Annotated in this window: 16 protein-coding genes; 13 read left to right on the top strand and 3 right to left on the bottom strand. The window is 44.9% G+C overall.

Annotated features, from left to right (window positions below; translation table 11 throughout):
- Nucleotides 1-167 precede the first annotated feature (167 nt).
- The 4 genes from H70737_RS27965 to H70737_RS27950 all read left to right on the top strand — a co-directional run bounded on the left by H70737_RS27965 (nucleotide 168) and on the right by H70737_RS27950 (nucleotide 6,693).
- Nucleotides 168-614 (top strand): MarR family winged helix-turn-helix transcriptional regulator, encoded by a 447-nt coding sequence (locus tag H70737_RS27965; protein ID WP_042192575.1) that lies wholly within the window; start codon nucleotides 168-170, stop codon nucleotides 612-614.
- Nucleotides 607-2,367: an ABC transporter ATP-binding protein gene (locus H70737_RS27960; RefSeq protein ID WP_042192573.1), complete on the top strand. Its 1,761-nt coding sequence runs from the start codon at nucleotides 607-609 to the stop codon at nucleotides 2,365-2,367. The genes H70737_RS27965 and H70737_RS27960 overlap by 8 nt, the downstream gene beginning before the upstream one ends.
- Complete coding sequence (locus tag H70737_RS27955) at nucleotides 2,364-4,253, top strand: ABC transporter ATP-binding protein (protein WP_042192571.1); 1,890 nt, start codon at nucleotides 2,364-2,366, stop codon at nucleotides 4,251-4,253. The genes H70737_RS27960 and H70737_RS27955 overlap by 4 nt, the downstream gene beginning before the upstream one ends.
- Nucleotides 4,254-4,464: 211 nt before the next feature.
- Entirely contained in the window at nucleotides 4,465-6,693 is a 2,229-nt protein-coding gene (locus tag H70737_RS27950) for an MMPL family transporter (RefSeq protein WP_042192569.1), read from the top strand.
- Nucleotides 6,694-6,783: 90 nt separating this feature from the next.
- Here the strand turns inward: H70737_RS27950 and H70737_RS27945 are convergent, their stop codons facing one another.
- From H70737_RS27945 to H70737_RS27935, 3 genes are all read right to left on the bottom strand, one after another.
- Nucleotides 6,784-7,101, bottom strand: coding sequence for an antibiotic biosynthesis monooxygenase (locus H70737_RS27945; RefSeq protein WP_042192566.1), 318 nt, complete (start codon nucleotides 7,099-7,101; stop codon nucleotides 6,784-6,786).
- A gap of 754 nt (nucleotides 7,102-7,855) precedes the next feature.
- Nucleotides 7,856-8,575 carry a 3-ketoacyl-ACP reductase gene (locus H70737_RS27940; RefSeq protein ID WP_042192563.1) on the bottom strand — a complete coding sequence of 240 codons (720 nt, stop codon included), beginning with the start codon at nucleotides 8,573-8,575 and terminating at the stop codon, nucleotides 7,856-7,858.
- A 173-nt stretch (nucleotides 8,576-8,748) separates the two neighbouring features.
- A complete protein-coding gene (locus tag H70737_RS27935; protein ID WP_042192561.1) occupies nucleotides 8,749-10,296 on the bottom strand; it encodes an FAD-dependent oxidoreductase in 1,548 nt (515 codons plus the stop codon).
- A gap of 157 nt (nucleotides 10,297-10,453) precedes the next feature.
- Between H70737_RS27935 and H70737_RS27930 the strand changes: the two genes are divergently transcribed.
- The 9 genes from H70737_RS27930 to H70737_RS27890 all read left to right on the top strand — a co-directional run bounded on the left by H70737_RS27930 (nucleotide 10,454) and on the right by H70737_RS27890 (nucleotide 20,605).
- Nucleotides 10,454-11,806, top strand: a complete 1,353-nt coding sequence (locus H70737_RS27930; protein ID WP_042192558.1) for a spore germination protein — start codon at nucleotides 10,454-10,456, stop codon at nucleotides 11,804-11,806.
- A gap of 5 nt (nucleotides 11,807-11,811) precedes the next feature.
- The gene (locus H70737_RS27925) at nucleotides 11,812-12,912 is read left to right on the top strand and encodes a GerAB/ArcD/ProY family transporter (protein WP_042194655.1); all 1,101 of its coding nucleotides are present in this window, start codon (nucleotides 11,812-11,814) and stop codon (nucleotides 12,910-12,912) included.
- Complete coding sequence (locus H70737_RS27920; protein ID WP_042192556.1) at nucleotides 12,909-14,006, top strand: Ger(x)C family spore germination protein; 1,098 nt, start codon at nucleotides 12,909-12,911, stop codon at nucleotides 14,004-14,006. Before H70737_RS27925 ends, H70737_RS27920 begins: the two co-directional genes overlap by 4 nt.
- Nucleotides 14,007-14,097: 91 nt before the next feature.
- Entirely contained in the window at nucleotides 14,098-14,493 is a 396-nt protein-coding gene (locus H70737_RS27915) for a Fur family transcriptional regulator (protein WP_042131422.1), read from the top strand.
- A gap of 227 nt (nucleotides 14,494-14,720) precedes the next feature.
- A complete protein-coding gene (locus H70737_RS27910) occupies nucleotides 14,721-16,715 on the top strand; it encodes a methyl-accepting chemotaxis protein (protein ID WP_042192554.1) in 1,995 nt (664 codons plus the stop codon).
- Nucleotides 16,716-16,836: 121 nt separating this feature from the next.
- Nucleotides 16,837-17,649 carry a uroporphyrinogen-III synthase gene (locus H70737_RS27905; RefSeq protein WP_042192551.1) on the top strand — a complete coding sequence of 271 codons (813 nt, stop codon included), beginning with the start codon at nucleotides 16,837-16,839 and terminating at the stop codon, nucleotides 17,647-17,649.
- A 206-nt stretch (nucleotides 17,650-17,855) separates the two neighbouring features.
- Nucleotides 17,856-18,494 carry a ThuA domain-containing protein gene (locus H70737_RS27900; RefSeq protein ID WP_042192549.1) on the top strand — a complete coding sequence of 213 codons (639 nt, stop codon included), beginning with the start codon at nucleotides 17,856-17,858 and terminating at the stop codon, nucleotides 18,492-18,494.
- Nucleotides 18,495-18,589: 95 nt separating this feature from the next.
- The gene (locus H70737_RS27895; RefSeq protein WP_042131416.1) at nucleotides 18,590-18,937 is read left to right on the top strand and encodes a phasin family protein; all 348 of its coding nucleotides are present in this window, start codon (nucleotides 18,590-18,592) and stop codon (nucleotides 18,935-18,937) included.
- Nucleotides 18,938-20,605, top strand: coding sequence for an ABC1 kinase family protein (locus tag H70737_RS27890; RefSeq protein WP_042192546.1), 1,668 nt, complete (start codon nucleotides 18,938-18,940; stop codon nucleotides 20,603-20,605).
- Nucleotides 20,606-20,873 lie beyond the last annotated feature (268 nt).

Genomic DNA, 20,873 nt, shown 5'->3' with positions numbered 1-20,873 from the left:
TTCAAAATTTGACAAAGCGTTGCACCGAAAATATAATTAGGTAGCCTAAATAATACAGTGTTTAATAATTAGCTGACCTAACTAAATTAGAGGTGAAAGAAATTGGGATAAACGGAGGAAATACAGAAAATACTGAAAATTCAGTCGCACACGAGCTTTTTGCGGCGATGAAACGGCTGCATAAAGGCCAATGGCAAAAGGGTGTTGAAGGCCATAAGCCGAGTGAGATGACTTTAATGATATGCATTGAAAAATGGAATCATTCTGATGATGAGGGTCTAAAGATATCTGAAATCAGCCGACTTCTCGGATTCACACCTCCAACTATTACGCAGTTGATTAATAGTCTTGAGGCGAAACAGATGGTGGAAAGACACGCAGATCCTTCGGACCGAAGAGTCGTACGCGTGAAATTGACGGAGAGTGGAAAAAAACTCACACGAAGAGCAGAGCAATATAGAGACGCAATGTTTGATGAGCTCGTTCGTTACTTAGGTGAAAAAGAGACTAAGCAGCTCACAGAACTGTTGCTGAAAGTACATGCATTCGTTGAGGATAATCCACCACCTAATTGGGATAGGCTACAAATGAACGGAGATGAGAAGCTTGATTAAATTATTTAAACAACTGAAGCCATTTCGAGTAGCTATTGGTGCTGTATTAATTCTTGTGTTCTTGCAGTCCATGGGCGACTTATACCTCCCTACGCTGATGTCCGACATCGTCGATAAGGGTATTGTTCAGGGAGATCGTACTTATATTTGGAAAATAGGTAGCTTCATGCTTTTAGTTGCAGGGGGCGGGGCCTTATGTTCAGTCATTGCCAGCTATTTATCAGCAAAAGTGGCAGCAGGGTTCGGTAAACTTACCCGTGCTCGTGTGTTTAACCACGTAGAGAATTTCACGCTGCATGAATTCGATAAGCTCGGTACCGCATCTTTAATTACCCGTACAACGAATGATATTACGCAGGTACAGACTGTACTTACTATGATGCTGCGTATGATGATCGGTGCACCCATGATGATGATTGGTGGTATCATCATGGCGGTATCTGAAGATGCGAAATTATCATTGATCTTTGTAGTAGTTATTCCGGTACTCGTTGGCGCAATTTTCTTTATCGGGATGAAGGGATTACCACTGTTTAAAGCGATACAGATCAAGCTGGATAAATTAAATCTGGTTCTACGTGAACATTTGACGGGTATCCGTGTTATCCGTTCATTTAATCGGATTGATCATGAGAATAAACGCTTCTCCGAGGCTAACCGTGATCTGACAGATACGGCGATCAAAGTAAATAAAATCATGGCCGGTTTGATGCCGCTTATGATGATTGTTATGAACTTTTCCATGATCGCAATTCTTTACTTTGGTGGGATTCGAATTGGCGATGGCGATTTGCAAGTCGGCTCACTGATGGCATTTATTCAATATGCGATGCAAATCATGTTCTCCCTGATTATGGTGTCGATGATGTTCGTGCTGATTCCTCGTGCTTCAGCTTCAGCCTTGCGTATCAATGAAGTGCTTGATATGCGGCCGGAATTCACAGATCCATCAGAGAGTGAATTACAAACAACGGCTCAAGCAACTAAAAAAGACGGCCGTGATCATATGCGTGGTTTTGTTGAATTCGATAATGTCTCCTTTTCTTATCCTGGCGCGGAACAACCTGCACTTTCGAAAATTAGCTTCAGTGCTCGCCCAGGTGAAGTTACTGCGATTATCGGGGGTACTGGTTCAGGTAAATCTACGCTGCTTAGCTTGATTCCAAGGTTCTATGATGTTAACGAAGGTGCTGTACGTGTTAACGGAGTAGATGTGCGTGAGATGACTCAGGAAGAGTTACGGAGCAAAATTGGTTACATCCCTCAAAAAGCGGTATTGTTCTCAGGTACGATTAACGAAAACATTCGCTACGGTAAAGAGGATGCTACCGATGAAGAAATCATTCATGCAGCCAAGGTAGCTCAGGCCTACGATTTCGTGTCAGCAATGAAAGATGGATTTGATTCGGAAATTGCTCAAGGCGGCAGTAATGTCTCTGGTGGTCAGAAACAGCGGCTGTCCATTGCACGTGCGCTTGTGAGAAAACCTCAAGTTTATCTGTTCGACGACAGCTTCTCTGCACTTGATTTCAAAACAGATGCTAAGCTTCGTGCGGCACTCAAAGATGAAACCACGGAATCCACTGTTCTAATCGTAGCTCAACGGGTTAGTACCGTTATGGATGCCGACCGGATTATTGTTATTGATGAGGGTGAAATCGCCGGAATGGGCACTCACCGTGAACTGCTCGCGAGCAGTGATGTGTACCGCGAGATCGTATCCTCGCAGCTGTCAGAGGAGGAAATAGCATGAGCGAACAAAACAATAAACCTGCTGCTCCGCGCGCCCATAAAGGTCCTGGACCTGGTGGCGGCCCTGGCATGCGGATGCCTGCAGAAAAGGCTAAAGACTTCAAGGGTACACTTCGTCGTCTGATTAAGTATTTAAGACCTCGTATGGTTCAATTGATTATCGTTCTAGTAATGGCAATTGCCAGTACTGTATTCAGTATCTTCAGTCCTAAGGTTATGGGTAAAGCAACAACTAAGCTATTCGAAGGTGCTTACGGTAAATTAATGGGTGTTGAGGGAGCTTCCATTGATTTTGGATACATTAATGATATCCTGATCATACTTGCGGGTCTGTATTTGCTTAGTGCTCTATTTAGCTATATTCAGCAGTACGTAATGGCTGGCGTAGCTCAGAAGGTCGTCTACGACATGCGTGAGCAGATCAACAGCAAGCTGGAACGTTTGCCTTTGAAATATTTTGATTCCCGTACCCATGGGGAAATTCTAAGCCGTGCTACGAATGATGTGGATAACATCAGTACTACACTGCAGCAGAGCTTAACTCAATTGATTACTTCTATTGTCACCATTATCGGTGTCATCGTAATGATGCTAACCATCAGCCCATGGCTGACGTTGATTACAATTGTTACATTGCCACTCAGCTTCGTTGTGATTATGGCTATCTCCAAGCGCTCACAGACTTATTTTGTCGGACAGCAGAAGTCACTCGGTCAGTTGAACGGTCATGTAGAAGAAATGTATACAGGTCACCGGATTATTAAAGCTTTTGGTCGTGAACCGCAGTCCCTTAAGGATTTCGATGAAATTAACGATAAGCTTTACGACTCTGGCTGGCGTGCCCAATTCATGTCCGGTATGATTATGCCGCTCATGATGTTTATCGGTAACTTGGGTTATGTAATGATTTGTGTAGTCGGCGGTATCTTTGTTACTAAAAAAATGATCGATGTCGGGGATATTCAAGCTTTTATTCAGTATTCCCGTCAGTTCACCCAGCCGATTGCACAAACGGCTAACATTGCTAATATTATTCAATCCACTATTGCTTCCGCAGAACGGGTATTTGAACTTCTGGATGAAGAAGAGGAAGTTAAGGAAGTTAATACTACGCTTGCGAAGCTTGATGAAGGTACTCCGGAAGGTTCCGTTGAGTTCCGTCATGTGAAGTTCGGATATAAAGAAGATGCGATTCTGATTGAGGACATGAATATTGAGGTTAGTCCAGGTCAGACCATAGCGATTGTCGGTCCTACTGGTGCTGGTAAAACCACTCTGATTAACCTGTTGATGCGCTTCTACGAGCTTAATGATGGGGAAATTATCATTGATGGCGTCAATATTACCAACATGAGACGGAGTGACCTGCGCAGCAAATTTGGTATGGTGCTTCAGGATACTTGGCTGTTCAATGGTACAATCCGCGATAACATTGCTTATGGACGTGAAGGTGCCTCAGAAGCTGATGTGGTACGTGCTGCCAAGGCTGCTCATGCCGATCACTTTATCCGCACACTTCCGCTTGGTTATGATACGGTGTTAAATGAAGAGGCTTCTAATATCTCTCAAGGACAGAAGCAGCTGATTACGATTGCGCGTGCGATTCTGGCTGATCCATCGATCCTCATTCTTGATGAAGCAACAAGCAGTGTCGATACACGGACAGAATTGTTGATTCAAAAAGCAATGAAAGCATTGATGCAAAACAGAACCAGCTTCGTAATTGCTCACCGTCTTTCGACGATTCGAGATGCCGACCTTATCCTTGTTATGAATCAAGGTAGTGTAATCGAGAAGGGCAATCACGAGGAACTGCTTGCACAAGGCGGATTCTATGCTGATCTTTACAACAGTCAGTTCTCCGAAGGAGATTTGGACGCAGGCTAAGTTGAAGTGAAAGAAAAAGTATAGCAAACCATAAACCCCTCTGTTCACATGTTGCTGATTTTATATGTGAAGAGAGGGGTATTTTATATGTGATGAGGTGTTTTGATTTTTCAGAAAAATAAAAAAAGTTTGATTAAAAATTAAAGCATATATATGATAGAATTAAAAATGACCCGCGGCTCATTTTTAAGGCGGGAAGGTAAAGGAGAGGATGAAGGGAATGTCAGGCTACGGTAAATGGGTGGCAGGAAAAAAGACGAAATGGATTACTCTTCTCGTATGGATAGTGCTAGTAGGTGCACTTACCCTATTATGGCCTGCAGTGAATTCTCAAGTTGCTAATAATGCGCCCAATCTCCCAGATGATGCACAATCAATACAGGCAACAGCAATTGCAGAACAAGAGTTTCCAAGTGGAAGCGGAGTACCTGCATTGCTCGTATGGCATAGAGAAGGTGGGCTTTCACAAGACGATTTAGTACATATCACTGCTGTATACAACAAGTTGGAGCAGCAACCGTTACCCCATCAGAACTTTGTTCCCCCACTAGGGAAGCTGCCGACGCAGGCACTGCAAGCCTCATTATCTGAGGATCTTAGTACACTGGTAACCCCGGTGCTTTTTGATAAAACGGCAGATAGTGATCAGCTCGGTGAAGCTGTGACAGAAATGAAGAAGATCATAAACACAGAGACGGGTGGAGACCCCTCCGCGGCTAAGGTAGATGGAAAAGACCTGAGTTTACGTGTTACGGGTCCAGTGGGCATCTCTATAGATGCTTCAGGCCTGTTTCAGAACGCTGACGTCTCCTTGTTAATTGCTACGGTCATGCTTGTGCTGGTGTTCTTATTAGTGATTTATCGTTCGCCGATCTTGGCGTTTATTCCACTTATTGCAGTTGGATTCGCTTATGGTGTAACTAGTCCGATTCTTGGGAAAATGGCGCAAGAAGGCTGGATCACCGTGGATTCACAGGCAGTATCCATCATGACAGTTCTGTTGTTCGGTGCGGGTACGGACTATTGTTTGTTCCTGATCTCACGGTTCCGGCAGTTGTTGAAGGTAGAAGAGAGTAAGAGTCGTGCGCTTCTTCGCTCCATTACCGAATCTTCAGGCGCCATCGCTATGAGTGGCTTCACCGTCGTGCTCGCGCTGTTTGCGTTATTGCTGGCTAAGTATGGAGCTTATCATCGTTTTGCAATACCGTTCAGTGTGTCGATTTTCATTATGGGAATTGCTAGCTTAACGCTTGTACCTGCACTTTTGGCAATCTTCGGACGGACCTCGTTCTTCCCATTCATTCCGCGCACGCCGCAAATGGAGGTTGAACGGGCTAAGGCTAAAGGAAAACCAGCTCCAGAACCCAAAGTCTCCCATAAAAAAGGGATTGGCGGATTTGTAGTTTCCAGGCCTTGGGCTATCGTAGGAGTGACTGTCATCGGACTGGGGATTCTGGCTTCATTCTCTAGTGGAATCAAGTTTACGTATGATATCCTCTCTTCTTTTCCTAAAAATATGGAGTCCCGCGAAGGGTTCGACCTCATCGGTAAGCAGTTTTCTCCGGGAGAACTAGCACCCGCTAAACTGATTATTGATACTAAGGGGCAAGCGAGTGGAGAGGATCTTAAAGTCATTCTCGGAGGGCTCACGTATGTGGACACGGTTTCCGATCCGCAGCAGGGCGCTGTGAATAAGGATATTCTGGGTTATGATATCGAATTTAAGAACAATCCTTATTCACTTGAAGCGATGGGGCATATTCCAGCCCTTCTAGCAACAGCAGAGCAAGCGCTGATTGATGTAGGGGTAGAGAATCCTTCAGATCATGTGTGGGTAAGTGGTCAGACAGCAACGCAGTATGATACCAAAAAAATCGGAGATCGTGACACCGATCTGATTATCCCTGTTGTTATCGGGTTGATCACTTTGCTGTTGTTGATATATCTGCGTTCGATAGTGGCGACTATTTATTTGGTCGGAACGGTCATTCTCTCCTTCTTCTCTGCACTTGGCTTAGGCTGGATTATCATTCATTATGTGATGGGCGCAGATGCCATTCAGGGAGCGATCCCGCTCTATTCCTTTGTATTCCTGGTGGCACTTGGAGAAGATTACAACATCTTTATGATCTCTAATATTTGGAAAAAGCGTAAGAGCATGCCGCTTAAGCAGGCCATCGCGGAAGGCGTGAATGAGACCAGCTCGGTAATTACCTCTGCGGGCCTCATTCTGGCAGGTACTTTTGCTGTATTAGCTAGCTTACCGATTCAGGTGCTTGTGCAATTTGGTATCATCACCGCTCTAGGTATTCTACTTGATACCTTCGTAGTACGTCCGTTCCTTGTGCCCGCTATTACGACACTTTTTGGTCGATGGGCATTCTGGCCGGGGAAACATCAAGAGGTGGAGCAAGCTCTGCCTCGTAGTAATGAGCAATAAGCGACACACTGTAAAAATAAACAGGGATGTCTCAAAGCCATATTGGCTTAGGGCATCCCTGTTGTTATTGTCATGGTCGAAACCCAATGCTTAATTGCTGGTGCCGGGTGTTCGGCTGATCATCAGCTTATATTTGTCGATCGAAGCACCAAGAATGGCTTCATTCCCACCAGCACCGCGGTGTGATTGACGGAAGGATTCACTGGAGGTCCAGCCTTTAAATGCCTCCTCATTCTCCCACATGGTACAGATCTTTAATTCCTCAACACCTTCTTTGGCACTTCCTTGCCACACCTCCATACGGACGAATCCTGGCATATCCTGTACACCATTATTTCCTCCGAAACGTTGAGCAATGGCTTCACCATGACCTTCTTTAACCTTAATAGTATTAGTTACTACTAGCATATTAGGTAAACCTCCGTTCAGTAGTGTGATATCCATACATAAACAATAGGTTGAATATATAATTGCACTTTATACACTTAAAAGTTCTGTTTCGTTAAAAACGAAGCGATAAGTGTATTCTCTGCAACTAAATTCCATGAATTTGGCGAATGGTTGAAAATTGCCTGCTTTTAGTTGCACAGAGTGCAATTAAAGTGTGAAGGATCTTCTAATTACGCTGAATAGATGTACAAAGTGCAACTATTGCTACTCGAACGCCTAGTAGTGACTAGAGCTCGATGTAACGGCCCTTAACTACAATTACTTATCGTAACTATAAGTACCAATCACAACTATAAGAAGAATATAAGCACCACAATATTATTATTACTAACAATTAAATAAGTACCTAAACCCCAGTTGCCTACTCTGGTGATGAAAGTGAAGTTTGATTGCAAAATGTGCAACAGAATAGCTAGGAACTAGTCTACAAAAGGTATTCTGTTGCACTCTGTACAATTGAATTAAGGTTAAATCGCCTAAAGTAGTGTTTTTCCCCAGTTTGATTGCACAAAGTGCAATCAAACCAAGTTTTAGCCGCCACCAGAGACATTCTATTGCACAAAGTGCAATCAGAGCATCGAGAGGAGTTAGAGCCTGAGGGATTATCGATCACAAATTGCAATAAAACAATCCAAGCTTCTTCCTCCTACATCCAGCCGCATTCTCCTGAACAAGTGCAATCAGAGCATGGCGTAGAACCAGCTGCTCCCTTTTATTGCGGATTAGTGGTCCAGAGTCCAGCTGTTTTTAGGAAGACACGATCCGGCAGCTTCAAGGCTGTTAAAGCCAATTCAGCTACATCCTCAGGCTGCATCATGCGGTCTTCGTCACCGATCTTAAGTCCAGCGTTTGAAGCTAATCCGGTGTTAACAGTGCTTGGAGTCAAGGCTACGACGCGGATGTTGTGCTTACGTACCTCTTGTGCGAGAGCTTCGGTCATGCCCATCAGTGCGAACTTGGATGCGCAGTAAGCCGAGCCTGTCGCGAAACCGCGTTCTCCAGCGGTAGAAGAGATATTGATGATATTTCCACCATTTTTCTCAATCATAGCTGGCAGTGCGGCGCGAGTTACATAATACGTACCGTAAAGATTGACTTGGATATGACTTTCCCAATCGGCAGGGTCCATTTCTACTAAAGTGCCGAATTTTGCAATTCCGGCATTGTTGATTAATGCGTCAAATGTTCCTAGCTCGTTTTGCAGGTAAGCAACCGCACGTTCAGCTTCTTCGCGTACAGCAATATCTGCTACGGCGACGCTGACTTTCACGTCGTATACTTCCATTAAGGCTGATTTTAACGCTTCGAGATCGCCTGAAGTTCTGGAGATCAGGCCCAAATTAGCACCTTCCTTAGCTAGTGCCATGGCTAAGGCTTTGCCGATCCCTTTGCCTGCACCAGTAATCACAACACTCTTTCCTCTCAAATCCATCTCTAACGTCACGCTCCTTTAAACATTTTTGAAGCTAATGCTTCGTTCATGTCCTATTATACCTGAATGCTATAGGGCATTCACAATCGCCGAAGGAAAACGATTTGAAAACTTCCATGTATAGCGATGTTATTTTCCATGAATCCATCATTTGTTTCCTCGAATGAAATGATTTATTCGTAAAGCTTCGTCAGCGGCACGGATGCAGGTCCCTCTAAGACTTCTCCATCATAGGAGAAACGGGAGCCGTGGCAAGGGCAATCCCAAGAACGGTCGCCATCGTTCCATTCGCATTCACAGCCCATATGTGTACAGGTTCTGTCTACCAGATGAAGCGTCCCTTCCGGATCCTTATAAGCTCCCACACGTTTACCGTCATGGAAGACAACAGCCCCTTCGTCTGCCTTCAAATCACTTGTCTTTTTATGGACGATTTCTACTTTGCCCGCTACAAGCTCTTTTGCCACATTGGCATTTTGAACGAAGAAGCTTTTTAGGCTGGCGCCAGCTTTGAAGCGGGATGGATCGTATAGCTCTGTGTATGGATTATCCTTACGCTGAATCTGATCGGAGATAATTTGAGCGGATAAGGTACCGCTTGTCATGCCCCATTTTCCAAATCCGGTAGCGATATAAATCTCTTTGCTGTTCGAAATCTTGCCGATGTAGGGGACCTTGTCCAGCGTAATTAAATCCTGTGCTGACCAGCGGTAAGGGATCGATTTGATGCCCAGCAAGTGGCCTGCGAACAGCTCCAGATTCTCATAATGACCTATCGTGCAAATGCCTTGGCCCGACTTATGATTCTCACCCCCGACGATAATCAGATTCTGGCCTTCCCACTCCACTGCACGCAGAGAACGGGTTGGTTCGCTGGCACTTAAATACATTCCACCCTCAAAATCCGTTTCGGGCTGGATCGCCAGACAGTAGGAACGTTCAGCATGCAGTCGCGAGAAATATAACGCACCTCCGTCGTAGAAGGGGAAATGAGAAGCTGACACAGCGTAACGGCAGGTGATACGGAAGTCATTCTTTTCCGTAAAAAGCGTAAGCGTATCGTTCTTCTCCACCTTGTCCGCCATCATCGTATGCTCATAGATCACGCCACCTTTTTCCACGATAACCTTCAACAAGGCCTTCAGATATTGCAGGGGGTGAAAGCGAGCTTGTCCTGGTAATTTAATCGCACCGCTCGCCATTAGAGGGATAGAGACGTTATCCAGCCATTCACCGGGCAGGCCTAATTGTTCATAGGCTTTATACTCTTCTTCCAACTGTTTAAGCGTTTTATGATCTTCAGCATCAGCGTACAAATAGGCCGCTTCACGTTTCATGTCACAAGACACTTCAAGTTCTTCAGCCGTTTTTAAGATCCAATTCATAGCCTCATTGTTCGATTGATAATAGCGCCGGGCATTCTCCGCCCCGAAATGTTTCAGCAAATGATGATAGATTAATCCGTGCTGAGTGGAGATCTTGGCGCTTGTAAAACCCGTAGTACCGCTGAGGATTTCCCCTGCCTCCAAGAGTGCGACTTTGTATCCGGCTTTGCTTAAGAGATAGGCTGTTGTAATCCCTGTAATACCGCCGCCCACCACAGCGACATCTGTCGAAATATCTTCATTCAGCTTTGGAAAGGTCGGTAAATCTGTAGTGTCACGCCATATTGATTCTGGAAATTGCGGAAGACCTTGCGTTATTTTACGGTGTGGATCCATCTTATTATCCCTCCATCTGTACAATGCTCATTTCATTTATTACCACAGTCCCGTTAAAAGAAACTCTGTATTCATATGTGCAGTGCATGAATTCAGAGAAATAGTGCCAAAATAAGGTGGCATCCGGGAAGCGCAGGATAATTAGGAGGGATGATCCATGTCAGTTCAACAGGATAAGCACAATGTTTCTCTGGAATGGATCAAGGATCAGTTGGACGGATTTGCCGATTTAATTGATAGAACGCTCGTTGCACCTTTTGGGCAGATCAACTTACTTTATATTAAAAGCGTTACAGATTCGCAGACGCTCAGTCGCCATGTGATTACGCCGTTTTATGAGATGGGGGATACTAACGCTTATCTTGATTACATTACGACGTATCCGGGCACGGAAGAGGAGACTACGCAGGAAATAGCGATCGATCTTTTGCTTAGTGGCTACGTTCTTCTTAGCATAAATGATGTGATTTGTTTTTTTGACGCGATGAGTACAGAGAGCAGTGGTGTTAGTGAAACGTCTGCAGAAAGCATTTCACAGGGACCCTCAGATGCACTAACGGAGGATATTGCGGTTAATCTGAACATGATTCGCCGTCGCTATCAATCCACTAATCTCAAAATGGAAACCATGATCATCGGTGATGTCTCCAAAACAAAAGTGGCCATCCTATACGACATCAGTCGTGTTGATCATAATGTATTAGCGGAATTAAGGGAGAAGATGAATACCCTAAAGGTTGATATTTTACAGGCTACGGGAGAACTTGAGAAGTTTATAAGCAGTGATAAATTGAGAATACTCCCTAAGTCTATTATTACTGAAAGACCTGATAGAGTTGTGTTTAATTTGTCTGAAGGAAAAGTAGCGATACTCCTGGATACAACGGGATATGCGATAGTGTTGCCCTCCATATTTAATGATTTTTTTACATCCATGGATGATAAGATCCAATTTCCTATTGTGGGCCGTTTCTTAAAGCTACTCCGAATTATCGGTGTGTGCATGACGTTGTGGCTGCCTGCGATCTATGTAACACTTACCTCTTATAACCCCGAGATTATTCGTGTGCAGGTTGCACTACTCATTTCGGGTAGTCGCGCGACCGTGCCTTATCCATCTTTTGTGGAAGTACTCTTAATGCTTATGATGATGGAATTTCTGACCGAGGCCAGTTTACGGCTACCCAAAGCGATTGGTCCTACGGCCACGACAGTCGGAGGTCTAATCTTAGGTCAGGCAGCTACCGCGGCAGGGCTTGTAGGTAATATTATGATTATATTAGTCTCTGCCGTTGCGATATCCAATTTTCTGATTCCTCTGAATATGATGAGCTTGTCGATACGCGTGCTGAAGTACATTTTTCTTATAGCTGCCGCTGTTCTAGGAATGGTTGGTGTAGTGGTCTGTGTTGTAGGATTCGCGATGTATTTATGCAATCAGCGTAGCTTTGGACAACCTTATTTCAGATTGTTTTTTCTTGATAACCTTGGTAAGAAGAAGGGCGGGTAACATTGATGGCCAAAAGCCGTTATTTCTACTGTCTTTTTCTGATGAACAGCTTGATCAACATCATTAATTTTGTTCCTAGGGAACTAATAGACAGACGCTTTGACGGTGCTTTGTTCTCCATACTGATTGCAACGGTCCTTGGCACTTTGTTTGTCTATATATTTACTGTATTGATTGCTAAATTTCCTGGAAAGGGGTTTCCGGAAATATTTACCCCTCTTCTTCCTAAGCTGCTAGTCAAACCCTTACTAGTGTTTTTTGCGGGGTTATGGTGTGTGGCTGGGGGGGTTACCTTGCTTTCCTTTGTAGATATTACACTGCGGTATGTCAGTCCGAATTCAAGCCCATATACTGTCGTGATCGGCTTTCTGATATTGGTCTGCATCTGCTGTCGCTTTGATTCACTATCACTTTTGTATGGTCTTGAAATCATTCTTTTCGTTACATTACCGTTAATTGTCTATGGCATCGTAAAGGCGCTGACCAATCCGGACTTCAATTGGGATTCTGTTCTGCAGATCACTACATACATCTGGCATAAGCCGGATTTGATGAGTCTTTCGGCAGCTACCTTTTCTTTTAGTGGTTATATTAATCTAGCCATCTTTAATCGGGTATTTCATGGGTTAAAGCTAAAGCATGTCTGGATTTTAGGGGTGGAAGGACTTCTCGTACTTCTCGTAACCTTTTTAGTCCCTATCGGTTATTTCGGTACTGTTGCGATTGAGAGACATGTATATACGTGGTTCTCGACGGCAGACAGTATCCGGATAGAATCCTTTATTATTGAACGGATGTTGTTTATTTTTTATTTTGCCTACATGACTTTATCTCTGGTGAGCGTAATTGTTCATTGGCATGTAGGGTTAGGGTTATTCAAAGGTGCTATTTCATCTACGAAAAAAAAATCGCAGAAGGCAGAGCAGTGGAAAGAGTGGCTCATCCTGTGCTTGTTTAGCGGACTGGTCCTCTCCTTAATATGGATGGATCAATATCAGCTCAACGTGTTGGGTATTTGGTTTCTACAGATCCGCTGGTTTGGTGAGATGTTCTTAATCGCTCTGCTGTTTTATTGTTATCGCAAAGTAAGGAGGCAGAGGTTGTGAGAAAAGCACTTAGTGCAATAGGAATTGTGTTACTGCTACTCCTTGCCGGCTGTGACTTCAAAGAAATTGATTTAAGGATATTCGTACTGGCGATCGGTGTTGACCCTGGTGAAGAAGAAGGGACTTTCAAGATCAGCTTGAAACTGGCTATCCCACAGGGGGAAGTTACTAAGATTGATGAGAAGATGCAGATATTAACCGAAGAGTCCCCTAGTATTTCGGAAGCGCTCCGCAGAATGAAGTCAAAAGTGGAGAAGGAGCTTGATTATTCCCATTGTAAATCGATTATTTTGGGAGAAGGGATCGCACGTAAAGATATTCAGCATGTTATGGATTGGGCCGTGCGGCGCAGAGATGTCCAGCTTATTGTAAATTTTGCAGTCGGGCGTCCGGAGGCACTTCAAGTGCTGCAGGTACGACCCGAATCGGAGCGTATTCCATCGAATTCTCTTATTCTGGCGATGAGTGGTCAGGGAACGGAATCTCCTTTTATTGCTAGTGTGTATTCCTTTCAGCTGATGAGAAATATTTATGAGAGGGGTATTGATCCGATCTTGCCGATTATCGAGGCCAAAGGGAAGAGCGAGTTCTTAATTGATAAAATTGCTCTACTGGATAGCGAGAAAATCAAGATGGTGCTTACACCGAACGAAACCCGGCTATACAATCTGCTGTCGCGCTCCAACTTACGGACCAATTTGCCAGCCCATATTGAGGGGGTCATGTATCAGTATTACACAGAGAGATCATCCTCGGACTACAAGATACTAAATACGGAGAGCGGAAAAGCTACTATTCGATACCATATTAAGATTAAAGGGATCCTCGAAGAGAGTAGCAGCCCGGATTTGGTGACACATAGCAAGTTGAAAAAAATTCAGGCAGCTGGCGAGAAAGAATTGGAAGATGATATCTTAGCATTACTGAAAAAAATTCATACGAGCGGTTTGGATCCTTTTGGGTGGGGGCTGCACTATGGAGCTAGACATTTTAATAATGATACCGAAATGGAAGTGTGGAAAGGGCTCTATGCCGGGCTCGATTTTCAGGTCAAAGCTGATGTTAACATCAAATATTCAGGATTGATTAAGTAACTGAGAAAGTAATGAGTGGATAAAAGTGGGATTGACGTTCTTACATTCAAGATTTATACTTGATCTAAAAACAAGTTAGAGGATGATAGCAATGAAAAGTCTAAATTTGACTTCCCAACGTCAAGCCGTTTACGATATCGTCCTTAATTCACATGACCATCCCACTGCTGCGGAAGTAATGAACCGGCTAGTAGAACAAGGTCATAGCTTAGCATACGGTACTGTATATAACTCTCTTCGTTATCTTTCAGATAAACAAATGATTCGTGAGCTTAAGCTTGGTGAGGCTGCCAGCAGATATGATGCCCGCATGGATGATCACCAGCATATCATTTGCGAGGTTTGCGGTGCGGTTGATGAGGTAATGAATCAAGTTCCACGAGACTGGATGAACACAGTGGCCAAGGATACAGGTTATACCATTGGTCATGCTCATGTGGTATTCGGAGGCGTCTGCCCGAACTGCAAGAATAAGAACGTGAACTAGGATGAAAGAACCGGAGCCTTTTGCTACGGTAATGATAAGAAATAGGCTTATTTGAGTAGATCGCTCTCTTTGAGGCGGTCTTTTTGTTGCGTTTATATGACAATTTTTAAGAATGATGAGAAAAATGAAGAAAGATAGGAGGAAAATCGGTTCCAAAGGAGGATATATAATTATATAGTAAGTCTGGTAAATAAGTCCTTCTTTAAGACTCGAAGAGAGAGAGTGTGATGACATCTATGAACAAAAAAGCGGGTATGAGTATCCGAACCAAATTAATTCTGACATACCTATTAGTTCTACTGTTGCCCAGTATCATTATCGGTTGGCGAACCTATCAATCTGCTAGCCATGAAGTGGAAGATCAACTGGTGAACAATGCTACCGAAAGTGTTGAGGCAGTAGATGCAATCATCAACTCGAATATTCAATCGAAAATAGATGCTATTTCTTATTTTGCTGCTGAGTTCACCGCTGAGGGGACCAACAGTGAGGCAAATGGAGAGACGGTAGCTTCTATGAAGGACAGATTAAAGGAATATGCTGTGCTACATCCTGATGTGCTAGATATTTATGTTAGTACAAGCAGAGGGCAATCGATCCATGCTTCGGAAGCCAAGCTGCCCGAAGGCTATGATCCCAGGCAGGAAAGTGCCTATATTAATTCTCTGAAGCACGGGAAAGGTGTTGTGATTTCTCCGGCCTTTCAAACTGTGAATCAGGAAACGGCGATCGCGATATCAACGGTCCTGAAGAGCGGTGACGGGGTAATAACCCTGAATCTCAATCTATCTGCATTAGGAGAATTGACCGCGACCAAGGTGGGCAAGGAAGGATATATTATTATCCTGGATAACAGCAAGAAATATCTTGTTCATCCAACAGAGGCTATTGGGCTGGAGTCATCCGATGACTTTATAAAGAAAATGTTTGAGGAAGATCAAGGTACTTTTGATTATGTCTACAAGGGTACGCATAAAAAGATGACGTTTATGGTAAATGAGCTTACGGGCTGGAGAATCGGAGGCACGATAAGCATAGATGAAGTGACTTCAGTAACGAGTGGAATCCGCAATACAGCGCTGCTTGTAATTGTAGTTTCCGTTCTGCTTGCACTGATCGTAATCTATTTTAATATTCAATCTATCTTGAAGCCTCTGATCCGTTTGCGGAAAGCAACTGCCGTGATAGCCAAAGGGGATCTGTCCGAAGACATGGGAGCTTTCCGCAAAGATGAAATTGGCATGCTAGCCGAGAACTTTCAATTAATGGTGCTCAGCCTGCGCGAGATGATCATAGGTGTGCAGGAGATGACGAGTAATGTCTCCTCTTCAGCCGAAGAGCTGACTGCCAGTGCGGAGCAGAATGCCCAAACAATCGAACAAATGACGATAGCGATTCAGGAGGTAGCGGCAGGGACGGAACGGCAGGTGATCGGTGTACGCAAAGGAATGGAAAGTACAGCGGCGACGACAAGCGAAGTGGATCATATTTCCGTATATATGGAGCAGGTGTCTGCGATGATGGACAAGACTTCACTCTCTGCTTCGGAAGGAAATGATTCCGTCATCAGCGTGGTGGATAAGATCAATGGTATCGATAGAACGGTGGGAGAGCTTGGCAGTGTAATCGACAAGCTAAATGAAAGGACCGGTCAAATTGAGGGCATTGTCGGCGTCATCACAGGGATTGCCCGTCAGACCAATCTGTTAGCTCTCAATGCTTCTATTGAGGCGGCCAGAGCTGGAGAGCATGGCCGTGGATTTGCCGTTGTTGCTGCTGAAGTGCGTAAGCTGGCAGAGGAATCAGAGAGATCAGCGCATTTGATTGCAGAGCAGATTACCGCCATTAATAGTGAGATGACGCTGGTGACTCATACGATGGAAGACACAAAGCAGCGCGTAACCGAAGGGATAGAGGCCGTGGATACTTCCGGACGTTCTTTCTCCCGTATACGTAGAGCGGTCAAGAGTGCCGCAGAGAAGATCGAGGCAATGGGTGGGGCTGTACAGACCTTATTGGTGGAATCAGATCACATGGAGAAGGCTATAGGAGAGATTCGCGGCATCTCTGAAGAAGCGGCTGTGAATACAGAGACCATCGCGACGGCAGCGCAAGAGCAGCTCGCTTCTGTTGAAGAGATGGCGTCTTCGTCTACCGACCTTAGCCGTCTTGCGGAGGAACTGCAAAAGCTTGTGAGTAGCTTTAAAATACACTCCTCCTAGTAATAATATATATTTCATATAGGAAAACGATGCTTTTATCTTCCCTTTTGCAGCCCTTTGCAAGTATACTGATAAACAATAATGTTGGGTTAGGCAACGGAGAGAGGAGAGATAATAGTACATGGCAGAGCAACTGAAGGGGTTCACGGTCGCCTTGGCGGGTCCGCGCAAATCGGAAGAGATGGCCAAGCTGGTGCAAAATATGGGGGGGACGGCGTTATGTCGACCTGCTCAAGGTACTGTCTTTCTTGATGATGAGGCATTGGAGGAAGGATTGAATTCATGGATCAGCCATCCACCTTATTTGGTGATCGTTACCACAGGCATGGGACTGGATGCTCTCTTCCAAACGGCTGAACGCCTTAATATCGCTGAGCGTTTCTTAGAGGTCCTTTCTGGTTCTATTATTGCTGCACGGGGTTATAAGACAGTGAATGCTTTGAAAAAAAGAGGACTTACGCCGGAGGTTCGTGACGACGACGGAAGTACGATCGGATTGATTCGTGGGCTTCAATCTTTGGATTTGAAGGGCAAGGAGGTCGTACTGCAGCTGCACGGCGATCCAGCTCCTCGTATGCTCGCATGGCTGCAGGAGGCTGGGGCGAATACCCGCCAAGTGCTGCCGTATCGTCATACTCTACCAGAACCGGGTGAGCTTGAAAGATTGCTTACAGAAATCATAGAAGGTAAGATTGATGCCGTGGCTTTTACAAGTGCGCCACAATTTCGTTTCCTCTCTCAGTTTGCTCGGGAACAGGGCAAGCTGGAGGAGATGCTAAGGTCTTTCGAGGATAAAGTGCTTGCTGTTTCTGTAGGGCGTATTACCTCTGAGGCTCTAAAAGAAGAGGGCCTACAACGTATCATCATGCCTGAGCATGAACGGATGGGAAGCATGATTGTAGAGTTGGGCAAATATGTGGCGGCGAATCGCTAGACCACAGTGTGCGGAAGCTTTACAAGATTTACGTTACTATTCAGAAGCATTCCCGCCGGATTCAATGGGTGGGGATGCTTTTTTACCCGGAAGAGGATGCCTTACGAGTAGTAAACCTGCCATCTGCATGGACATTCGCAGCAGTTTTCCTTAGAATATAGGCAACATGTGATGAATAATAACAATGAATAAGGAGGAGGATCCCCATGGACAAAAGAAAATGTCTGTTACTTGGTGATTATACCCATCCCCGTTTCCATCCACTTCAAGGAGTGGACCAACAAATTAGCGAGATCTTAAATGATTTATTAACCGTTCAGTGTTCAGAAAATAAAAAAATGATGCGTATTGAGCATTTGGGAAGTTATGACTTATGCATTGCCTACAACGAATTATGGAATGAAACTGTATCTCCTCAGCAAACCGCTGGCCTACTCAGCTATGTGAGCGGTGGTGGAGGACTGATTGTTCTTCATACAGGTGCTTCATTGACGAAGCGTAACGAACTAGCTCAGCTGATCGGTGGACGCTTTAATGGTCACACTGCTTACGAGCCAATGAATTTTAAGGTGCTAGAGCATGACATTACTGAGGGCGTTGAAGACTTCCAGCTGGATGAAGAGCCTTATCATTTCGAATTTGATCCGTTCACAGATCGGACTATTCTTCTTCAGTATGAATCGGAGGGTCAATGGCTTCCAGCTGCATGGTGCCACAGCTATGGTTTAGGACGAGTAGTGTTCCTTATGCCTGGGCATCATGAGCCATCCTTCCGCCATCCAGCACTACGTAAACTGATCTTGCAGGCAGCTACTTGGGCTGCACGTATTCCGGTAAGTAACTAAGGGATTTTGCGTTTTTTTGAAATACGCACACAGTGAGGTATACTTTAATCATCAACTCCGTTTGTAACGAAACGGAATCTTTGGGAGGAAGTACTATGAGTGATTTGTTTAAAAAAGCGATCTCTTTAGGAGTGGGCCTCACCATTGTTAGTAAGGAAAAAGTAGAAAAGGTTGTTGAGGAACTAGTGAAGCGTGGGGAGCTTGCTCCTTCGGAGTCTAAGGCCCTTGTTGACCGTCTGATTGAACGCGGTGAGGAAGAGCGAGGTATGCTCAAGTCTGTTGTACAAGAACAAGTACAACGCGTGTTGAAGGAAATGAAGGTTCCTGTACAAAGTGATATTGACGAGCTGGAAGGCCGAATTGCTGTATTGGAGCGTCGATTGGCCGAGCTGGAGGGCATTTCCCATCTAGAAGGAACATCGGCGGAAACGCGTACGGACTAAATGGCAGTACGTATCAGACATGCCGGACGATACCGGTCCATTGCCATGGCGCTTATGCACCATGGTTTTGGCTATATGGTGGAGGAGCTGGGGCTCTATCATTTATTATCCCTTCCACGCCGTCTTGTAACGCAAGAAGCTCATACAAGTCTTACACTCGGGGAGCGGATTCGTCTCGTATTGGAGGATTTGGGCCCAACCTTTATTAAGCTTGGACAACTCGCCAGTACCCGTTCGGATCTGCTGCCTGATTCTATTATTCAAGAATTGGTAAAACTACAGGATAATGTGCCCCCGTTCCCTGTGGAGCGCGTGCGCACGATTGTGGAGCATGAACTCGATCAACGGATGGATGAGATCTTTAATTCTTTTGAGGATACTCCCCTTGCGGCTGCGTCGATCGGTCAAGTGCATAGAGCTGTTCTTCACAGTGGGCAGGTCGTGGCTGTTAAAGTTCAGCGCCCTGGTATACTGCGAACGATGAGTAGGGATTTGGAAATTCTCAAAGATCTAAGCGCCCTTGCTGAGAAGCAGCTAGGCTGGGCGAGGCAATATCAGTTGTCCCGTATGGTAGAGGAATTCTCGAAATCTCTGCTTGGCGAGCTGGATTACGGCCAAGAAGGACGCAATGCAGAGAAAATTGCTCAACAGATGGATTATGACGGAGTATACATACCGGATATTCATTGGGACTATACGTCAGAACGGGTGCTGACGATGGAATATGTGGTAGGGATTACGCTGAGTCGTCGCGATGAGTTATTGAGTAACGGAGTTAAACTTAAGGTTATCGCTCAGCAGCTCGTGGAAATGATGCTAAGGCAAATCTTCATTCATGGCTTTTTTCATGCGGATCCGCATCCAGGGAATGTTATACGAATGGCTGATGGGAAGCTGGCTTTGATTGATTTTGGCATGATGGGGCGGCTGAACGAAGAGATGAAAGAGCAGCTGTCTGCGCTTGTCATCGCACTAATGCGTAAGAATACGGATGCGATGGTCCGGGCAATTTTGCGTCTCGGCGTCATCCCTGAGGATGCTGATCGAGCAGCGTTGCATAATGATATGGATCGACTTCGCGAAGAGTATTATGATGTTCCGTTCAGTAAGATGAGCATAGGCAAAGCGCTAAATGATCTGTTTGGCATTGCTCGCAAGCATCGATTAGTTCTTCCCCCGGATCTAACGATGCTTGGTAAGACGATGCTGACGCTTGAGGGTGTCATTAGCAATTTAGATCCAACGATTAGCATTTTAGAGATGGCAGAGCCTTTTGGACGTGAACTTGTGAAGCAGCGATTTAGTGGTCCCCGATTGCAGCGCAAGTTCCTTGGAGGCGTAGCCGATTTAACGGAGAGTCTTTTAGAGCTTCCTGGGCAGGCAAGGCAGTTATCTGCGCTAATTACTAAGGGAAAGCTAAAGGTAGAGATTGCGGCACCTGAGCTCGAGCATCTGGAGCGAAAGCTGGACCGGGTTGGGAACCGCTTAGCATTTAGTATTGTGATGCTTGCGTTCAGTATCATCATGGTTGGACTCATTATAGGCACTGCGATGCGCGGTCAGCCTTCAGTGTTATGGAATTTTCCTACAGTGGAGATTGGCGGCGTAATAGCGCTTCTGATGTTCCTATGGTTGATCTATGCGATTTTTAAATCGGGAAGGTTCTAACCTGCAGGATAGAATAATTATTATTCTGCAGGTTCACACAAATGCCGTTCTATCAAGTACAATATAAAAGATAACTTTCTAAGCTTAACTTTACTTCTATTGTATAAAGTGGAATGGAACGCAAATGGAGTGCCGTCTAAACGTCCGGTGGATCGCTGCTGCCCAGAAACCGAACTTTGACCGCACTCTTTTAACGGGTCAAGGGATACATGGGACGGAAGAATGCCGGTGACGGGGTTCTTCCGCTTTTGTTTGAATATAGCTGAAT

It is taken from the genome of Paenibacillus sp. FSL H7-0737, from assembly GCF_000758545.1.
Taxonomy (GTDB): Bacteria; Bacillota; Bacilli; order Paenibacillales; family Paenibacillaceae; genus Paenibacillus_AQ.
Note: the sequence above shows the minus strand (reverse complement) of the source record. Positions and strands in the feature narration are given on the sequence as shown.